Source organism: Sphaerochaeta pleomorpha str. Grapes (genome assembly GCF_000236685.1).
GTDB classification, from domain to species: domain Bacteria; phylum Spirochaetota; class Spirochaetia; order Sphaerochaetales; family Sphaerochaetaceae; genus Sphaerochaeta; species Sphaerochaeta pleomorpha.
On the sequence record NC_016633.1, the window covers coordinates 965,593 to 984,147 of the forward strand.

Sequence of the window (18,555 nt, forward strand, 5' to 3'; positions counted from 1 at the left end):
TCTCCAGTCCCGATAGGCTTATAGGCCCTAGGTGAAAACAGAACCCAATCACCAAGAGGGAGAATCGAAGCAGGGGTTTTCAGGCTTTTTGTTTTGTAGTCAAAGCAAGAACCCAGCCAATTGCCAGTCCCGTTGCCATAGGGACCACCCAACCCATTCCCAGGTTGAAAAAAGGTACATAGCGCTGGTACCCAGAGAGAATGACTGCAATGATTCCATTGCCCTTGAATGCGGCCGGCAGTGCATTGAATAAGTCGCCAAAACTCTCCAGGAAGGTAAAAGCGGTGGTCAAGGCAAATACAATCTGGCGGTTATGGAACAAAGGCGAAAGCAGGCCAAGGATTATCAAGGAAATAGCCAGTGGATAGAGGAACATCAAAACAGGTATGGAAAGGGAGATGATCTTTGTCAGGCCAACGTTTGCAATGAGTGCAGAAACCAAGGTAAAAAGGATAACGAAAGCCTTATAACTCAGTCTTTTGGGAAACAAGCCACGAAAGGTTTCACTGCAAGCAGTGATAAGGCCGATGGCCGTCTTCAGGCAGGCGAAGGTTACGATCAAGGCAAGCAGTACGCTTCCCCAGGAACCGAAGAAATACCGGGCCACTTGGGCCAAGGCTATGCCCCCGTTCGCAGACAGGGGAAATTGGCTGAGACTTGTCGCACCGAGGTAGGCCAGACAGGCATAGATAAGACCCATGAGAAGAACACTTACAGCTCCCGACTTGATTGTCCCGAGAGCAATGCCTTTCGGGCTTTTCACCCCTAAATCCTTCAAAGCCTGGACAATGATAATGCCAAAAGCCAGGGAAGCTAGTGCATCCATGGTGTTATACCCTTCCAAAAAACCTTTGAAAAACGGTGAAGTTGCATAGGAAGCCTGCACTGCCGCAGCAGAGACAGAACCCATGGGTCTGATAAAACTGGCTACGACTAGAAATGAGAGAAAGAGCAAGAACAAGGGGTTCAGGATTTTGCCTACCCAATTCAGGATCTGGCTTGGCCGCAAGGCAAAGAACAGGGCTGAGAGGAAAAACAACAGTGTAAAAACCAATAACCCTATGCCTTGATACCCTTCAGGAATAAACGGGGCAAATCCGATTTCATAGGAAACCGTACAGGTCCTGGGAATGGCAAAGAAGGGCCCGATAGTCAAATAGAGAAGGATTGTCAGCAGGTAGCCATATCCTGTATGTACCCGGCTTGCCAGATCAAAGAGCCCCGTGCTACGGGAAAGCCCAATGGCTACAACCCCCAGAAAAGGAAGTCCTATGGCGGTTATCAAAAACCCCAGGGTTGCGATTCCTACCGACGATCCAGCCTCCTGGCCCATATGAACGGGGAAAATCAAATTCCCGGCACCAAAGAAAAGGCCGAAAAGCAAGGAACCAACCAACGCATATGATGACCAAGAAAGACGTTTTTCCATATAAACCACCCCTATTGTTGAAAAGCAACCAGTCTTTCGTACAACTTAGGGAACCAAAAATCAAGGGGATAAAAACCTAAAACTGTTATATTGATAACATTTTTATCTGAGGATGCCCCTTATCATTCAATTTTCGCTCAATTACCTTATCTTTTTCCAGTTTTGTCAGCAGGGTGCTCAAAGTCTTATACTTACTTCGCTCGATGATACGGCTTTTATCCATCTGGTGGAATTTAATTCCGACATAACTGACCAAGTGCCAGCTATCAGGATCCATAGCCTCAAGGACTTTGAGGATAAGCTCTTCAACAAATTTATCGTTTTTCTCAGGAGAAGTAGTGTTCGGGCTTTCAGCTGATTTCGATACAGTGGCTTTTGTTTCCTCTACCTTACTTTTAGGCAGATATTCTTCGATAATGAGTATTTCATCACAGCAGTTGTTGAATATCGGTTTATTGCTCACTGATTCTTTGGTTACCAGATACACTTCCTTTCCATACTTGCGAAGGGTTTCCATGATGACCGAAAAATCAGAATCGGAAGTGATGAAGATATACCGTTCTATAGCGGGATTATTTATGATTATGGTCTCAAGGGCATCGAGGGAGATAATAAGGTCGGCCCTGTTCTTGTAGGTAGTGGTAATAGCTGGGGTATCGCGGATGGAAAAATTGTACTCTGCAAGTTTGCTCTCGATTTTCTTGATAGAGGCAGCGTTTCCGCAGGCCATCTTGATTACAAAGATATTCTCTTCGTTCTCATCAGCATTGTGTTTCAAAGTCAATTCATCGAATAAGCTTTTCAAATCAAGATTTCCCGGGATATTCTCCAAATCAATATAGATTGCATTGTTTTTCCGCTTCATGGAAGCCTCCTATGGTCTTCTTCCGACTCTATCATACCTACTGCCTAAACGATACAGACAGGAGCCCCTACTAATGGAACAATAATCCATACAGGGCGACAACACTCAAAAGGCTAAACAAAGTCCCTACCAAAAAATATTCGCAAAACTCTGGTGATTCGGAAATCTGCCTGCTCCTGGCAAACGCCTTGGCTGCAATAACCCAACCTATCGCCCCTAATTGCCCCATGAGAAATAAGGAGGCAAGGAGCAGTCGTTCCAAATACCCAATGATCTTCCCTGCACCACTTTTACCCGAAGGCAGGTTTCCAGGTTTCAGATATCCTAATACCTGCAGAAACAAAACCGAGACTGGCTTGACGGCCGCAAGCAACAGGACAAACGCACGCACCTGCATTGCATAGGTATCAACAAAAGCGATGGAAGCAGGAAAAACGGCCACGACAAAAAGCAAACAAAGCAGATGCAACAACTGGTCAAAGACAAAAGCAACTCCATTGCTCCCTAAGGTCCTCTCAACCACAAACTTCAGGGCATCTAGCAAAACATGGGAAACAACCAAGACAAAAAAGGCGACGATATTACCGAAAGCAAACACCAACAAAAAGGGCAAAGCATAGATCAGGCCGTGTACTATGACCATCGAAAAGGCTGTGCGCTTTTTCTCTGCCATTGTATCGGACTGGAAATAGAAATCCCCGAGCAGATGAAGGCCTAGGTAGAAAACCAGGGTTGTGTTCATAATCATTGGCTTGCCTCAATTTCCCGCAACAAAAGGGTTTGCGTCCGGCTTTTGGCATCAAGATAAGCAATGAGTCCCATTGCCTTGATCATAGTGAACATTTGTTGCGGGGAGATTTTCATTTCACTGGCAAGTTGCACCTGCGGTACTTTTTCAAACCCATGCTGCAGAATCTGGAAAGTTGCAAGTTCCAACTGCCTTTTTTTCCATCCGTGTACAAGCTGGTCGCCAAGTAAAAAGGATTGGTTTACCAACTCTTGGGTAAGGTCCCCCCGCTTTGCAGGAAAAATAATTTTAGCAGTCAGTGTCTGGTAGTAGTTTTCATCATACAGGGAATCCAAGGCTTCCCGTGCATTCCAGAAGGCAGGGCCATCGCAAAGGATGCTCGACTTAGGATCGATTGCGGTTGTGATCTCGCCCAATCCCAGACCAAGACGGACGGTACAATAGGCAGAGAGCGAAAACCGTAAGACATCGCATATCTGAAGAAGCGGGGCGTGTGAACCGAAAATTCCCTGGAAGGAATCTCCTGAATTTACCATGAGGGAGGAAACAAGAGAATCCTTGAAACGCTTGTTGACAAAATCCATCGTCTCAATGAAATGTGTCTGGAATTTTGCCCTGTCTGGAATGTCTCTCGATTTGACGACATCACCAAGTATTACAAAGTACTGCATGCAATAAAGATACCACAGGTATTTGGTTTTATCAATTATTTAGCATTGATTTTTCTTTAATAAACTATTTTTAGTTTATTTTTCAATTATCAATAGAGTATTGATGATATACTTATTCCATTTTTTTTACCGATTTCTTGACAAAGCGTACCACCTACATCTATATTAACCGAACGGTTAGTTAATAAAGGATTACGTATGCAAAACAAACCAGAAACAGAGGCAAAGGACCGGATTCTTGCAACCTCCATCAAACTTTTCTCCCAGAAAGGCTTTGATGGCACCAGTGTGAATCTGATAGCCCAGGAGGCTAAGGTCAATAAGGCCCTCATTTACTACTATTTCAAAAGCAAGGAAGAAATCCTCGACAGGATGATACAGTCGCTCTTTGATGGTATGACCGAGCTTACGCTCTCTTTCGTCCATGAGACCATGGTTGAAATGATCAGTTTAAAACAGCTGGACATCCTGTCTGACCGACTTCGCTTTGCAGACAAAAAAAGTCTTGATACCTTCATCGCAAAGCTGGATGCCTACTACCATTCATTGCTGGACTATGCCATAGACAACAAGGCTGTTTTGCGCATCTTGATGCTGGAATCTTTAAAAAATGACAGTAAATATAGCAACGGTCTCTTTAGGTTTCTTGAAATGACTAAAGCAGATGAGAGCAACCCTGTCTATAAGACAATCTGGGAAGCTGACCAGGATTTTACCTACACCAGTGAGATGACTTTGTACCGCTTCTTTTTCAACATCATCCCTATCGTAAACTTTGCTGCTTACTTCGACGACTATAAAACAATAAGTAAGATAGAGGGGACACTCCTCATCGACAGTTTCATGCGCTCATGCCACACTACCACTATGGCATTTGTATCAGGAACCGACTTGCATTTACATACCATAGACAACTAAACCTTCTGGAGGTACTTTTGTGCTAGCACATTTCGAAACACTTTCCGATGTAATCAAGACATTGGGTACAAATGCCAAGTCAGGGCTATCTGAATCCGAGGCAAAAGCACGCCTTGCCCAATATGGGCAAAACAAGCTCAAAGAAAAGAAACGAAAATCGAATCTGCAACGGTTTTTGATCCAGTTCAAGGACGTCATGATCATTATCCTCATCATTGCAGCAATCATATCCTTTGGAATTGCTTTCTATGAGGGAGAGGGATTCTTTGAACCGCTTTTGATCATGCTCATTGTCATTTTGAATGCAGTAATGGGTGTCATGCAGGAAAACAAGGCTGAGAAGGCCCTCGACGCCTTGAAAAAGCTTTCATCGCCCCACTCCAGGGTCCTTCGCGACGGCAAGGAAAGCATTGTCGAGGCAGCATATCTGGTTCCTGGTGATATAGTCATCCTGGAAGCCGGGGATATAACCCCTGCAGATGTACGGCTTATTGCTTCCTCGAACCTAAAGTCCGATGAATCAGCGCTTACCGGGGAATCGGTAGCAGCCGAAAAAGACAGCGATGCCATAGTCGCTTCCGATGCTCCTTTGGGCGACCGCTTCAACATGCTTTTTTCAGGTTGCAGCATTACCTATGGTTCTGCAAAAGCTGTGGTAACAGGCACCGGCATGCAAACAGAAATGGGCAAAATTGCCGATTTGCTGCAAAGTGCCGAGGACAACCAGACTACTCCTTTGCAAGTCAAGCTTGCAGAACTCGGCAAGTACCTGGGAATAGCGGCACTGGTTGCCTGTGGGGTAATATTCGGTATCGGGATACTGGACAAGATGGATATCCTGGACATGTTCATGATCTCAGTCTCCCTTGCAGTTTCGGCAATTCCCGAAGGCTTGCCGGCAATCGTAACGGTTGTTCTGGCTATTGGGGTGCAGCGTATGGCCAAGCGCAATGCCATTGTCCGAAGGCTCCCTGCAGTAGAGACCTTGGGAAGCGCTTCGGTTATCTGCTCTGACAAGACCGGTACCTTAACCCAGAACAAAATGACCCTTACCAAAGCCTATGCTAGTGAAAGCGATACCCTTGAAGATATTTCATCAAGCAACTCAGAGGCGATCAGGACCTTGCTTTCCTATGCTACGCTTTGCTGCGACGGAAAGGTAGAGTTTGTCGAGGGAAAAGAAAAACATATGGGCGATCCGACAGAGACTTCAATCATCGTCGGAGCCTTTAAAAACGGCATAGACCAGGCAGAACTTACTGCGCGATGCCCCCGTCTTGCATCCCTACCTTTCGATTCGGAAAGAAAGCTTATGACTACGGTCAACGTCATCGACGGAAAGAATATCGTCATTGTAAAAGGTGCTTTTGACATGCTTGAGAAGCGATGCAGTTCAGGCGATACAGAAACCGCCCGCTCGTTGGTTGAAAAGCTCAGTGCAGATGCCCTGCGTCTCCTTGCTGTCGCATACAAGGAAATTGGGACTGTACCAGAGAAACCCACAAGCGAAGAACTGGAGTCTAACCTGACCTTTATGGGCCTGGTCGGTATGATCGACCCCCCACGCAAAGAAGCAGGCGAAGCGGTCGCACTTTGCAAGAAAGCAGGTATCAAGGTTGTCATGATAACCGGAGACCATGTCATTACAGCGGGTGCCATTGCCAAGGAGTTGGGAATCCTCAATCCTGGGGAGATGTCAATTACCGGCAAAGAACTTGAACAGATGAGCGATGAGGAACTCAAGGCCAAGGTCCGTTCCATCAGCGTATATGCCCGGGTCACGCCGTCAGATAAAATCAAGATTGTCCGTGCCTGGCAAGACAGCGGCGAGGTTGTGGCCATGACCGGGGATGGCGTCAATGATGCCCCTGCCCTCAAGGCTGCAGATATTGGGTGTGCCATGGGCATCACGGGAACAGAAGTTGCCAAAGGGGCTGCGGCAATGACACTCTCTGATGACAATTTTGCCACTATCGTAGAGGCAGTAAGGGAAGGTCGTGGAATCTATGACAACATCAAAAAAGTGGTCAGCTACCTGCTCTCCACCAATATCGGGGAAGTACTGACTGTCTTCTTTGCGATGCTATTCTGGAGACAGACCCCGTTACTCTCCATGCAGTTGCTTTGGATCAACCTTATTACCGACAGCCTTCCGGCTATTGCACTGGGGATGGAACCTATCGGAAGCAAGGTAATGGAGCGAAAACCGAAAAGCAAGGACGAAGGACTGTTTGCCGGCGGATTGACCCTCCAGGTAATTTTGCAGGGAACTATGTTTGCCGTGTTGACGCTGCTTGCCTTCTCCATCGGCTGGAAGGAAAATGGAAACCTAAGCGAAGGCAGAACCATGGCTTTCATGGTCCTTTCCTCCATGCAGTTGTTTCATTCCTTCAACATGCGATCGGCTTTCTCCTTGTTCAAGATCGGGATCTTCACAAACAAGAGTTTGAACAAAGCAGTACTCACCTCAGCTTTGATGCTCCTTTTGGTGTTGTTCATTCCCCCGATTACTTCAATCTTCGCCCTTACGATGCTGAGCGGCAAACTCTATGCCATTGCAATCCTCTTTGCTTTGCTACCTATCCCAATCCTTGAACTGGCAAAGAAAGCAGGGATCATCAGATATATGGATTAGAAAAACCTGCTCAGATGCATACGATCCAAAACAAAAGTAACACATAAAGAAAGAAAAACAGAGACAGAGGCTGGGACATTTCCAGCCTCTTGTCTTTGCCCTGTGATAACGAGAATGGTTGTTTGCTTCGAGCAAGGTTATACGTTACAAGACCTTTAGCCTGGAAGTTACACTCCTGCCTCAATGCAAAAAATGATTGCAGAATATGTTAATAACGTTGGAATTCCAACAAATGCCTAACCAATACATATACGGTTGTAGACGATTCTTCTGTAGCCGGGGAGCAATGATCTAGTCTGTTATATATTTTCTCAGCCCTCTCGATTGCAAGCTGGACACGGTCTTTGTTGGTTATCGGATTTTTGCCTAAACTACAATCAAAGAAAGGGTGTTACACCCTTCTCCTACAGCTTCAACAGTAGCTGATTTGAATTTAAAGGCATTGAAGTATGAAGGTTCGGTATTCTTTCCTTCACACACAATCAATAGTGTTGGATTAACAGTAAGGTGGGGTACTCTTCTTGATAATTTGTGCTTTTCCTGCCTTCGTTTTCGTTCTATCTCTCTGGAGGCCATGGTTTTTCCTCTTCGCATGCTTCATCATTGAAATGATTGAGCGTATTCAAATAGGGAATTGCACCATATTTTGCCTTTAGTTTGAAAGAAATCTTTGACCGACTCTTGCACCTTGGATATCTACTTGGTTTCTCGTTCGAAGAACCTTTTACTACCTAAGATTTCAAAGAGGAACCCTTATCTCTACTTGAAGCAAGACAACCTGGCAATGTTCGTATCATTGTATCTTACAAACCTGAAAACCCACTACAGGTGAAAGCCAAAGAAAATTCCCTACTCCATTGCATGGAATCTGATACGTTCCTAAGCTAAAAGGTTTGCGTTGGGGCTTGTCCTCCTATATCATTATATTGAATGGAAAAGGAGGACTCCTCATGATTTCATTGACAGTCAACGGTACGGTTGTTTCGTGTAGGCAGGATAAGAATATGATCCTGTTTCTCCGTGACGACCTGCGCATAACCTCCGTAAAAAATGGCTGTGGCGAAGGTGTATGTGGTTCCTGTACCATTCTTGCCGATGGCAGGAAAGTAAAATGTTGCACGCAGAAAGTGTCAGCCTTTGTTGGGAAAACGATTGTTACCGTAGAGGGCCTGTCCCAGCGAGAAAAGGATGTCTATACCCACTGTTTTTCTGAAGCTGGGGCGGTACAATGTGGTTTCTGTATCCCTGGCATGGTGCTTTCGGCGAAAAGCCTATTGGACAATAACCTTGAGCCTACACTTTCTGACGTACAACAGGCTATCAAGGGCAACATATGCCGTTGTACCGGCTATAAAAAAATTGAAGAAGCCATTCTCCTTTCTGCCCGCTTCTTCAAGGAAAATCTGGAAATTCCCCTACCAGAGACAGATGGCTCTCTGAACCAACGGTTCAAACGAGTCGATGCAAAGGAGAAAATTCTCGGCACCGGGCTATTCAGTGATGATATCGTGGTTCCCGATATGGTCTACGCAAAGGCACTGAGAAGCAAATATCCTAGGGCTATCGTAAACAAGATCGATATCTCAAAGGCTTTGCAGCACAGTGACTGTGTCAAAATCCTGTTGGCCAAGGATGTTCCCAATAATAAGACAGGGCATATCATCCAGGACTGGGATGTCCTTCTTGCCCAAGGAGAGACCACCCGCTATATCGGCGATGCCCTCGCCTTGGTAGCCACCAACCACAAAGAAACCCTCGATGAGGTCATCTCGCTCATCGAAGTCGATTATACAGTTCTCGATCCGATAACCTCCCCTTCCCAGGCTTTGAAAAGCGATGCCCCCTCTATCCATCCAGGTGGCAACATCCTTAGCAAGGAGGTCTTGAAACGCGGGGACAGCGAAACAGCCATCAAGAATTCCAAATATGTGGTGACCCGCCATTATTCTACACCTTTCAATGACCATGCCTTCATGGAAAGTGAGTGTGCCATAGCTCAGATGGAAGGCGAAGACGGATTGTTACTCTACACCGGGGGCCAATCGGTATACGACGAGCAACGCGAGATTTCCCACATGCTAGGCATTGCCAAGGAAAAAGTCCATTGCCATTCCATGCTGGTAGGTGGAGGCTTTGGCGGGAAAGAGGACATGAGCGTACAACACCATGCAGCATTGATGGCCTGGGTGTTGAAACGAGCAGTGAAAGTGCAGTTTTCCCGTCAGGAAAGTTTGCTCTACCACACCAAACGACATGCGATGGAGATGGATTTCACCACTGCCTGTGACGAAAACGGTCATCTTACTGGCATGAAAGCAACCATTATCGCAGACACCGGGGCCTATGCTTCATTAGGAGGTCCTGTTTTACAGCGGGCCTGCACCCATGCCGCCGGTCCCTACAACTACCAGAATGTCGATATTCTGGGAATGTCAGTCTATACCAATAACGTTGTAGGCGGTGCCTACAGGGGGTTCGGGGTTACCCAAAGTTGTTTTGCCACCGAGGGAAACATCAATCTCCTTGCAGAAATGGTTGGCATCTCCCCATGGGAATTCAGATTCCGCAACGCAATAGAACCTGGACAAGTGCTCCCGAACGGACAGATTGCTGACCAGAACTGTGCAATGAAGGAATGTCTGCTCGCTGTCAAGAAGTCATATGAGTCAAGTCCGTATGCAGGACTTGCCTGTGCATTCAAAAACAGCGGGACCGGTGTCGGGCTCAAAGATATTGGCAGGTGCATCCTATCCATAGAGAAAGGAATCGTCCATATCAGGACTTCTGCCGCCTGTATGGGACAAGGCATTGCCACCATGGCCACCCAGATGTTTTGCCAGCAGACTGGGTTGTCACCGACTGTAATCATCCATGAACGGGCAGACACCGTACGCACCCCAAACAGCGGTACCAGCACTGCAAGCCGGCAGACCGTGGTGACTGGGGAAGCGGTCAGAAGAGCGGCCGAGAAACTGTTTATAGAGCTGCAACAAGGAAAAACCCTTGCAGAGCTTGAAGGAAGGGAATTCTATGGGGAATTCTCGGCAAAAACCGACCCCATGGGCTCGACAAAGGAAAACCCGGTCAGCCATGTAAGCTATAGCTATGCTGCCCAGGTTGTCATCTTGGACAAGGAAGGAAAACTCCAGGGCATCGTTGCAGCCTATGACGTTGGGACACCGGTCAATATCCAAAGCGTTGAGGGTCAGATCGAAGGGGGTATCGTGATGGGTCTCGGCTTTGCCCTGACTGAAGAGTACCCCATAGAAGGGGGGTATCCGAATATACGGTATGGAAGGCTTGGATTGTTGCATGCCCCGCAGGTTCCCCCAATAGAAGTCAAGCTCATACAGCCAGAACGGGAGAAACTCCCCTATGCCTTCGGCGCAAAAGGAGTCGGGGAACTTTGCCTCATTCCCACATCCCCGGCATGCAGCCATGCCTATTACCGCCTTGATGGCAAAGAAAGAAACACGCTCCCTTTGCAGAATACCTACTACAAGAAGGCAAAAAATGCATAAACCACCGCTCATCAAGGGAATCATTCTGGCTGCAGGGCTCTCCTCGCGAATGGGTGAATGCAAACCTTTGATGCCGGTGCGTGGAAAAACGATGATCGAGAACAGTATAGACTCGATGCTCGAAAGCGGGGTTGATTCCGTAATTGTGGTTCTGGGGTATCAAGGAAAAAAAATCGAAAGAATGTTGGAAAAGCGGTATCAATCATCGGTTGCCATTGTCTATAACAACGATTTCAAAACAACCGATATGCTGCATTCCATTCAGATCGGAGTACAATCGCTCGGCGACTGCGACGCCTTCTTCGTACTCCCTGCGGACATGCCCGATATACACAGCAGCACGTTTCAATCGCTCATGGAATGTTGGGTTGCAACAAGCTGCCTTGTCGCCTTTCCCTGTCTGGACAAGAAAAGAAAGCATCCTCCGCTCATCGATATACGATGCAGGGACACTATTCTCTTTTTCAAAGGGCAGGGAGGTCTGCGTTCCGTTTGGCACTATTTTGAAGATAACATTGCAACAGTTTCGGTTGAAGACATGGGTTGTGACACCGATTTGGATACCAGAAAGGATTATTGCTCATATATTGAGAAATACACCCCTGGCAAACCGGCAAAACAGGAGGTAGGTACATATGGATATCAGTAATTCGGTCAGGAAAAAAGATCACGGGCCCAAGATGGACGGTTCGGCCCTATATGTAGCCGATTACCCCACCGAGGGAATGGTATTCGGGAAGCTGGTCCGATCGTCGAAAGCAAAAGCCAAGATTTTGGATATCAAAATCCCTCCCCTTGAGAAGGGGTACCTCATTGTCGACTACAAGGATGTACCAGGAGTTAACAGGGTACACATCGTCAAGGACGACACCCCTGTTTTCAGCGAGGGAAATGTCGAGTATATCGGCGACCCGATCCTTATGGTGGTAGGTCCCGATGAGCAGAAAGTTGCCCAACTGGCAAATGAGATTACCATTACGTACCAGGAACTCACCCCTATTATCAAACTGGAAGATTCTGACACGGTTTTCTTTGACTATACCATTGAGAAAGGCAACGTAAAAAAAGCATTTGAGGAGGCTGACAAGGTATACATAGAAACCTTCAGGACAGGGATCCAGGAACAGGCATACATGGAAGGCCAAGGGATGATCGGCATTGCTCATGAAAACCGCATAACCATCCATGGGTCCATGCAATGTCCCTATTACATCCATGGAGCGGTTGCCAAGGCGATGGGCTATGAAGCAAGCCAAGTCCAGATCAAGGCCGATGTCACCGGAGGAGGCTTCGGGGGAAAAGAAGACTACCCTTCCATCCTAGCCTGTGAGATAGCAGTAGCCGCTTACAAGGCAAAGAAACCGGTAAGGGTCATCTTCGACAGAAGGGAAGACATGGAATTCACTCCAAAGCGACACCCCTCCATTTCCAAATACAAAGTTGCCGTGAAAGACGGCAAAGTCACGGCAATGGATATAGATGTCAAGATTAACGGAGGGGCCTATACAACCCTTTCGGCCGTTGTCCTGCAAAGGGCTGTTATCTCAGCTTTGGGGGTATATAAAGTCGACAACCTCCATATCAAAGGCTGGGCGATGAAAACAAATATAGTACCATCCGGGGCTTTCCGTGGCTTCGGAGCCCCCCAGACTTTCTTTGCTGTCGAGTTGATCATGGACCATATCGGCAGGGATCTGGGTATGGACCCCTTAGCGTTCAAACTTGCAAACCTGGCAGCACAAGGTGATGAAACCTCGACAAGCGGCAAATATCATTTCCCTGTCCCCTTGAAAGAAATGGTAGAGGAAATCGAAACCTATTCCTTCTACTCGGAAAAACAGGCGCTCTACAAGAACCAGAAAGGAAGGTATCGCAGGGGCATGGGACTATCCCTTATCTTCCATGGGGCCGGCTTCACAGGGTCAGGGGAACGGGACCATATCAAGGCAGTGGCAAAACTCCGTAAATATGCCGACGGAAAGGTTGAAATCCTTGCCTCCAATACCGAGATAGGCCAAGGGATCAAGACCACTTTTTCCAAGATTGTAGCCAATGAGCTGAATGTTCCTTTGGACAGAATCATTGCAGCTGACCCCGATACTGACAGGGTTCCCGATTCAGGTCCTACAGTTGCCTCCAGGTCCCTGATGATCGTAGGGGAATTACTGCGCAGGGCCTCCATCAAATTGCTGGGCATCTGGAAAGACGGGGAAGAGCAAGAAGTTGAGGAACACTTCAAAGAACCCGATTTTGTAATTCCTTTCGACCTGGAAACCTTCAAGGGAGACGCCTACCCCACCTATGCCTGGGCAGTTACGGTATTGGAGATTGAAGTAGACACGCTCACCGGAGAGTCCAAGATTATCGGTGTGTACGGAAACTATGATGTAGGGACCCCAATCGATACGAATGTTGTCATTGGCCAAATGGAAGGGGGTTTGATGCAGGGACTTGGCTATGCCTTCATGGAACATATGGATACTGACAAGACAGGGAGAATAAGAAACAACAGTTTCACTGACTATATCATCCCCACATCTGTCGATGTACCCCTCATGGTGGCAAAACTGCACATAGAGAAATATCCACTGGGCCCCTACGGCGCAAAGGGTGCCGGGGAATTACCGCTCATTGGGGCAGCCCCGGCCTATGTGGGAGCGCTTGAACAAGCCTTGGGCTGTTCACTCTTCCATATTCCATATACCACAGAGGACACCATGACTGTGCTGGCAAAGGAGAACGCATGATGGAAAAAGCCATTACATTCATCTTGAACGGGAAAAAGGTCACCTATGCAGGGAGTGCAACCGACCGCCTGCTCGATGTATTGAGAGACCATTTTCACCTTACCGGTGTAAAATGCGGATGCAAGGAAGGAGAGTGCGGATCCTGTTCTATCATAATGGATTCGCTTCTGGTCAATTCCTGCATGGTTGCCATGGGCAGGGTTGATGGTTGTAACGTCGTGACCATAGAGGGTTACAGCAAAACAGAACGATTCAAGGTCATCGACAAGGCCTATGCATCAGTGGGCGCCGCCCAATGCGGGTTCTGCATTCCCGGCATGGTATTGGCAAGCGAATGCCTTTTAGATACAAACCCCAATCCCACAGAGGAAGAAATCCGCGATGGTATTTCAGGGAACCTGTGCAGGTGCACCGGATATAACGCCATTGTCAAAGCAATCGCGATTGCAGCAGAGGAGGGCAAAGGATTATGGTAAACGGATTTGTCGCAACTTCGCTCACAGAAGCCTTGACTGCCATGGCAACAGGCTCTTTTACCCCCTATATCGGGGGCACCGATCTCATGGTAGAGCAAAAACAAGGTGCGAACTATCTCTTTTTGCACCGGGTACCTCAAATGAAGCAGATCATCGAGGACGAACAATACTTACGCTTGGGTGCCTCCTGCACTTTTACCGAGGTCCTGCAGAATACAAAGACGCATCCCTTGCTCAAACAATCGATACGGGAACTCGCAGCCCCTGCGATCAGGAATCTGGGAACGCTCGGGGGCAATATCGGAAATGGGTCGGCCAAAGCCGATACAGTACTCATCTTCTTTGTGACTGACTCGCATCTGCGCATAGCCAGTGTCAGGGGAGAAAGAATTGTTCCTATCAAAAAATTCTACAAAGGCAGGAAGATGCTGGATCTGGCACCCGATGAATTAATCGTCGAAGTCCTCATGCCAAAGGACCTTCCTTCTTCGTGGTATTACAAAAAGATCGGGGCCCGTAAAGCCCTGGCCATCTCAAGGATAGCCTTTGCTGCCATGATGGATATCGAAGGAGGCATTATCAAATCCTGTGCAACGGGATTCGGTGCTGTCAGTGCTATGGTTATCCGCCGTCCCGATTTCGATGCCATGCTCGAGGGAAAAACCATTGAGGAGGCAAAGGAAGCAAAGAATGCCTACCTTGATGCCTACAGGTCTATCCTGAATCCCATCGAGGGAAGGGTCTCTGCAGAATACCGCAAAACAGTATGTATGAACCTGTTATCCGACTTTTTGGATCAGAACGGGATTTGAATTGAACAGTAAAAACTCTCTCCTCCAAAGGCTCTGAAGCCTTTGGAAAAGAGAGAGATATTGGGGAAAAATGTTATAAGGCTGGTTGCACAACTGTATTGCCATCCAGGGCAATTAATGTCTGGGCCAACAACCTTCCGTTGATAGACGCTCCCGTATCCATGGTGATGCCGGATTGTGAAAGAATGATTCCCTCGAAGTGAGAGGTGGTCCCAAGAGAGACTGCTCCGGCCGTTTGCCAGAAAATATTCTTTGCCAGAGCTCCTCCTTCCAAGATTACATTTGTGGCACTGGCAACGGTAATGCCTCCCCCGATCTGAAAGATCCAGACATCATTAGGTCCTCCGCTTAGGGTAACATCAGTAGAGATGGAAACACCGGTTCCCCATTTATAGAGGCCAGGAGCAAGAGTCCTTCCCCCGATTTCCCCTGATCCCAATTCCGTGTAGTCAGGGACAAGCCTTCCTGCCGCATCAGAATAGGCAAGCTGCATATCACTGATTGCTGAAGTGAGGTTGGAAGGTGTGGGAACTGCATAATCAGAAGCATACAGTTTTCCTGTAACCTGCGTGGAAGTGGAGAATACATTGGTGCCATCCGCAATGAGGTCGAAGCCTGTAAGCCCTGTTGCACTCATTGGACTGGTTCCAATATCACCGGTTATTGCTGAAGCTGGTACATTACTGACGCCTGTTTTGCTCAAGATTACAAAATCTGCTGAAGTCCCCAACACAACAGCCTTGGGACCTTCACCAGAAGGATTCGTTATCTGTACATTCGGGGTATCCGAACATCCAAGCAGGGTCACTGCAAAAATAAGGGAAAGCAAAGATAAGAGAAAAGTGATTTTTTTCATGGATTACTACTCCTGTAGTGGCAACCTGACATCCCGGGTCTACGCCTTCGTGTCATGTGTTGCATAGAAAGAAAGGAATTGCACGTGCGTATGGATCCTTACAATCCGGCAAGCTAGCTACATATACTATTTTTATCCTGGCAAAAAAGTTGCCATAGAACTGGTTAGGAGACCGTGCTGCCATCAAATGTCACTTCTGTTTGAGCAAACAATCGGTATTTTAGAGAGTGAAAGGTCACCTAGGGCAGGTATCTAACCTTCGAATTGCATAGTCAATTCATGGTTAATCCCCAATTGTGAGAACCTAAAAGCATACAGACACCAAATTTGATTTCTTGTAAGGAAGCTGTATCATTGTCGAGGTAAGGATGTCAGAACAACGCTTGAGAAAGCCCTGTTTCGGAAAGAAGATTCATCAGCTAGACGATTAGGAGAATCTATTACTATCCCAGTATACAGCATTTTCAATGCAATGTATAGCATATATATAAAAATATATACTATATATTGATTATTTACAAAATTTTTAACTATTTTTTTGAGGAATCCATAAATAAATTCCCATCAATTTGAATATATCCCACCACTGCCATTACGGCATTTGCAATTGATCTTTATCCTGAAAGGCATCTTCTTTCCTGCCTTGTTTTTTTCACCAAAAAAGCCCCTGTCCAGTCAGTCCAAGTTCTTTGTCCCTGCTCGTTCACGCATTCCAGGCAAGCAGGGCCTGACCACCAAAGAGAAAACAAACCCCCTGCAATGTTCTGGTCTCCTAGGAAACAGAAGAATTACAGGGGGTCGAAATAGAGATCATGATACTATCGCACTTCATTCATCCGGATGGAAAAAACCAAATACCTATGCTATATGCGGATTTTGAAAAAGGCTCTCACTAGTATAGTTTGAAAAGCATTCCTGCCGAGGCATCATCGATGAACAGTTGCCAACAAGGATGTCCCTTCATGATAGTAGCCGGCACATTCGGATTCACACTCTGTGTCAACGTGTCAAAGATGGCCTTGGCCTTAACCTGGTGGGGAACTGCTGTCACAATGTGCCTGCATGCCATAATCTGTTTTACACACATGGTAATTGCCTGGGAAGGGACATCGGACAGAGTAGGAAACCACCCTTCCCCAACTTGCTGCAACTTACATCTCTCGTCCAAATTGACAACCTTATAGGCTTGTTCTGTGTCAAAATCTGCAGGAGGATCATTGAAGGCAATATGTCCGTTTTCCCCAATTCCTATAACCCCGACATCAATGGGAGATTTCCTGAGTTCTTTGGTCAACGCTTCAATGTTTTTCGAAACATCTCCCTCACCGTTTACAAAATGGGCAGCTTTGAGGGAAATCTTGCTGACAAAACGTTCCTTGAGATATTTTCGGAAACTTGCCTTATGAGACTCGCTCAGACCGACATATTCATCAAGATGGAACATCTCTACCTTGTCCCAGGGAATATCCATTTCCACGAGCGCCGAAATGGTCTCAAACTGGGAAGCCCCTGTCGAAAGGATTATCCTTGCAGTCCCATGATCCTTGATAGCCTCACGTAACAGAATTGCAATCGCTTCTGCCGCGTTGTGCCCCAAGGTCTTTGGATCCGGGGCAATGTTAATATTCACGTTCATCGTATTTCCTCCTGAAAGAAATAACACATAGATTAAAGGGTCAAAGTCAGAATGACTGGCACTTCCCGCCTACGAAAACAGCTGACACCTGTATATTCTCATCAAATACGACCAAGTCGGCATCCTTTCCTATTTCCAGCGAACCTTTAACAGAATCATAATGTAGGAACCGTGCCGGGTTGAGACTCATCATACTCACCGCTTCGCAGATATCGAGCCCGACATCCTTGACCATCACGCGCACCAGACGGTCGGCTGTGGCAACACTACCTGCAAAACTTTGCCTATCTGGCATTATGGCAATCCCATCCTCGATAAATACTTCCTGCCCATTTTTAAGGGACCCCAGAATTGACGGGCCATCTTTCATTCCTGCACCGCGCATACTGTCAGTGCAAAGGCAAATTTCAGTATGATTTTTACATTTGAGTACCAAGCGTAACAATTCAGGCGGTAGATGCATCCCATCTGCGATAAGCTCGACAGTCATGCCATCAATGAGAAAGGCACTCTCAACAGCCCCCAGAACCCTGAACCCATCCTTTCTGGTTATGGTCGACATCCCCGAATATAAATGGGTAACATGGGTGATCCCATGGTCAAAGCCCTTTTGCATCTCCTCATAGGTTGCATTGGTATGGCCTGCGGCAAGAAGGATCCCCATGCCTGAAAGTCTATCTGCCATTTCAAGGGCACCAGGCAATTCGGGAGCCAAAGACCACCGCTTGATAGTCCCCTCTGCATATTCGATTATGTTCATGTAGTGCTCTACCGAAGGGTTTCTGAGAAACTTCCCGTCTTGGGCCCCTTTCTGGGCAATATTGAAATAGGGGCCTTCCAAATGCAAGCCAAGTAAATTTGGCATGGAATCAGACACCTTCTGGGCTGCCTTGAAATTATCTATGGTCTGGTACAAATCATGGTCATTGCTGGACAGCGTGGTGGGAAAAAGCGAAGTTGTCCCATGGGCAAGGTGTACACGGGCAGGACAGAGGATATCATTGACATTACCGTCCATATAATCACATCCGCCACCGCCGTGATTATGTATATCGATGAACCCGGGAGAAAGATAGGAACCGGCACAGTCAACTACTTCGCCAATGACCTGGTCAAGTTCTTCCATTCTACCGACATCAACTATGATTCCCTTGTCCTCTTTCAGAAAACCTGGGCTGATAATACCACTAGGGCTAATCAGCTTGGCATGGATAAACGTTTTCATAAAAAATTGCTCCCCT

General features: G+C 47.0%; 14 protein-coding genes. 7 read left to right on the forward strand and 7 right to left on the reverse strand.

All coding sequences use genetic code 11. The annotated features are described in order from the left end of the window. Nucleotides 1–79: 79 nt before the first annotated feature. From brnQ to SPIGRAPES_RS16455, 4 genes are all read right to left on the reverse strand, one after another. Nucleotides 80–1,429 (reverse strand): branched-chain amino acid transport system II carrier protein, encoded by a 1,350-nt coding sequence (gene brnQ, locus SPIGRAPES_RS04405; protein ID WP_014269566.1) that lies wholly within the window; start codon nt 1,427–1,429, stop codon nt 80–82. Nucleotides 1,430–1,514: 85 nt separating this feature from the next. After that, entirely contained in the window at nt 1,515–2,294 is a 780-nt protein-coding gene (locus tag SPIGRAPES_RS04410) for an NYN domain-containing protein (protein ID WP_014269567.1), read from the reverse strand. 70 nt (nt 2,295–2,364) lie between these two features. Next, nucleotides 2,365–3,042, reverse strand: a complete 678-nt coding sequence (locus SPIGRAPES_RS04415) for a DUF3307 domain-containing protein (protein ID WP_014269568.1) — start codon at nt 3,040–3,042, stop codon at nt 2,365–2,367. Next, on the reverse strand, nt 3,039–3,713 hold the full coding sequence (locus SPIGRAPES_RS16455; RefSeq protein WP_014269569.1) for a SatD family protein: 675 nt from the start codon (nt 3,711–3,713) through the stop codon (nt 3,039–3,041). Before SPIGRAPES_RS16455 ends, SPIGRAPES_RS04415 begins: the two co-directional genes overlap by 4 nt. Nucleotides 3,714–3,911: 198 nt before the next feature. Here SPIGRAPES_RS16455 and SPIGRAPES_RS16460 point away from each other — a divergent pair, with 198 nt between their 5' ends. From SPIGRAPES_RS16460 to SPIGRAPES_RS04460, 7 genes are all read left to right on the forward strand, one after another. Continuing rightward, nucleotides 3,912–4,631, forward strand: a complete 720-nt coding sequence (locus SPIGRAPES_RS16460; protein ID WP_014269570.1) for a TetR/AcrR family transcriptional regulator — start codon at nt 3,912–3,914, stop codon at nt 4,629–4,631. Nucleotides 4,632–4,650: 19 nt separating this feature from the next. Next, nucleotides 4,651–7,266, forward strand: coding sequence for a cation-translocating P-type ATPase (locus tag SPIGRAPES_RS04430; RefSeq protein WP_014269571.1), 2,616 nt, complete (start codon nt 4,651–4,653; stop codon nt 7,264–7,266). A 950-nt stretch (nt 7,267–8,216) separates the two neighbouring features. Next, the gene (gene xdh, locus SPIGRAPES_RS04440) at nt 8,217–10,787 is read left to right on the forward strand and encodes a selenium-dependent xanthine dehydrogenase (RefSeq protein ID WP_014269573.1); all 2,571 of its coding nucleotides are present in this window, start codon (nt 8,217–8,219) and stop codon (nt 10,785–10,787) included. Further along, complete coding sequence (locus SPIGRAPES_RS04445; protein WP_014269574.1) at nt 10,780–11,436, forward strand: nucleotidyltransferase family protein; 657 nt, start codon at nt 10,780–10,782, stop codon at nt 11,434–11,436. Before xdh ends, SPIGRAPES_RS04445 begins: the two co-directional genes overlap by 8 nt. Beyond that, nucleotides 11,423–13,534, forward strand: coding sequence for a xanthine dehydrogenase family protein molybdopterin-binding subunit (locus SPIGRAPES_RS04450; protein ID WP_014269575.1), 2,112 nt, complete (start codon nt 11,423–11,425; stop codon nt 13,532–13,534). Before SPIGRAPES_RS04445 ends, SPIGRAPES_RS04450 begins: the two co-directional genes overlap by 14 nt. Further along, complete coding sequence (locus SPIGRAPES_RS04455; protein ID WP_014269576.1) at nt 13,531–14,010, forward strand: (2Fe-2S)-binding protein; 480 nt, start codon at nt 13,531–13,533, stop codon at nt 14,008–14,010. The genes SPIGRAPES_RS04450 and SPIGRAPES_RS04455 overlap by 4 nt, the downstream gene beginning before the upstream one ends. Then, the gene (locus SPIGRAPES_RS04460) at nt 14,004–14,822 is read left to right on the forward strand and encodes an FAD binding domain-containing protein (protein ID WP_014269577.1); all 819 of its coding nucleotides are present in this window, start codon (nt 14,004–14,006) and stop codon (nt 14,820–14,822) included. Before SPIGRAPES_RS04455 ends, SPIGRAPES_RS04460 begins: the two co-directional genes overlap by 7 nt. A 73-nt stretch (nt 14,823–14,895) precedes the next feature. Here SPIGRAPES_RS04460 and SPIGRAPES_RS04465 read toward each other — a convergent pair whose 3' ends face one another. The 3 genes from SPIGRAPES_RS04465 to nagA form a co-directional block, all read right to left on the reverse strand. Next, on the reverse strand, nt 14,896–15,678 hold the full coding sequence (locus SPIGRAPES_RS04465; RefSeq protein ID WP_014269578.1) for an ice-binding family protein: 783 nt from the start codon (nt 15,676–15,678) through the stop codon (nt 14,896–14,898). Between the two features lie 892 nt (nt 15,679–16,570). Further along, complete coding sequence (locus SPIGRAPES_RS04470) at nt 16,571–17,314, reverse strand: 6-phosphogluconolactonase (protein WP_014269579.1); 744 nt, start codon at nt 17,312–17,314, stop codon at nt 16,571–16,573. Nucleotides 17,315–17,360: 46 nt separating this feature from the next. Beyond that, the gene (nagA, locus tag SPIGRAPES_RS04475) at nt 17,361–18,539 is read right to left on the reverse strand and encodes an N-acetylglucosamine-6-phosphate deacetylase (RefSeq protein WP_014269580.1); all 1,179 of its coding nucleotides are present in this window, start codon (nt 18,537–18,539) and stop codon (nt 17,361–17,363) included. Nucleotides 18,540–18,555: the final 16 nt, after the last annotated feature.

Excerpts from the sequence above, each read along its gene's own strand:
- brnQ (WP_014269566.1), bottom strand. The coding sequence starts at position 1,429 with ATGGAAAAACGTCTTTCTTGGTCATCATATGCGTTGGTTGGTTCCTTG.
- SPIGRAPES_RS04410 (WP_014269567.1), bottom strand. The coding sequence starts at position 2,294 with ATGAAGCGGAAAAACAATGCAATCTATATTGATTTGGAGAATATCCCG.
- SPIGRAPES_RS04415 (WP_014269568.1), bottom strand. The coding sequence starts at position 3,042 with ATGATTATGAACACAACCCTGGTTTTCTACCTAGGCCTTCATCTGCTC.
- SPIGRAPES_RS16455 (WP_014269569.1), bottom strand. The coding sequence starts at position 3,713 with ATGCAGTACTTTGTAATACTTGGTGATGTCGTCAAATCGAGAGACATT.
- SPIGRAPES_RS16460 (WP_014269570.1), top strand. The coding sequence starts at position 3,912 with ATGCAAAACAAACCAGAAACAGAGGCAAAGGACCGGATTCTTGCAACC.
- xdh (WP_014269573.1), top strand. The coding sequence starts at position 8,217 with ATGATTTCATTGACAGTCAACGGTACGGTTGTTTCGTGTAGGCAGGAT.
- SPIGRAPES_RS04445 (WP_014269574.1), top strand. The coding sequence starts at position 10,780 with ATGCATAAACCACCGCTCATCAAGGGAATCATTCTGGCTGCAGGGCTC.
- SPIGRAPES_RS04450 (WP_014269575.1), top strand. The coding sequence starts at position 11,423 with ATGGATATCAGTAATTCGGTCAGGAAAAAAGATCACGGGCCCAAGATG.
- SPIGRAPES_RS04455 (WP_014269576.1), top strand. The coding sequence starts at position 13,531 with ATGATGGAAAAAGCCATTACATTCATCTTGAACGGGAAAAAGGTCACC.
- SPIGRAPES_RS04460 (WP_014269577.1), top strand. The coding sequence starts at position 14,004 with ATGGTAAACGGATTTGTCGCAACTTCGCTCACAGAAGCCTTGACTGCC.
- SPIGRAPES_RS04465 (WP_014269578.1), bottom strand. The coding sequence starts at position 15,678 with ATGAAAAAAATCACTTTTCTCTTATCTTTGCTTTCCCTTATTTTTGCA.
- SPIGRAPES_RS04470 (WP_014269579.1), bottom strand. The coding sequence starts at position 17,314 with ATGAACGTGAATATTAACATTGCCCCGGATCCAAAGACCTTGGGGCAC.
- nagA (WP_014269580.1), bottom strand. The coding sequence starts at position 18,539 with ATGAAAACGTTTATCCATGCCAAGCTGATTAGCCCTAGTGGTATTATC.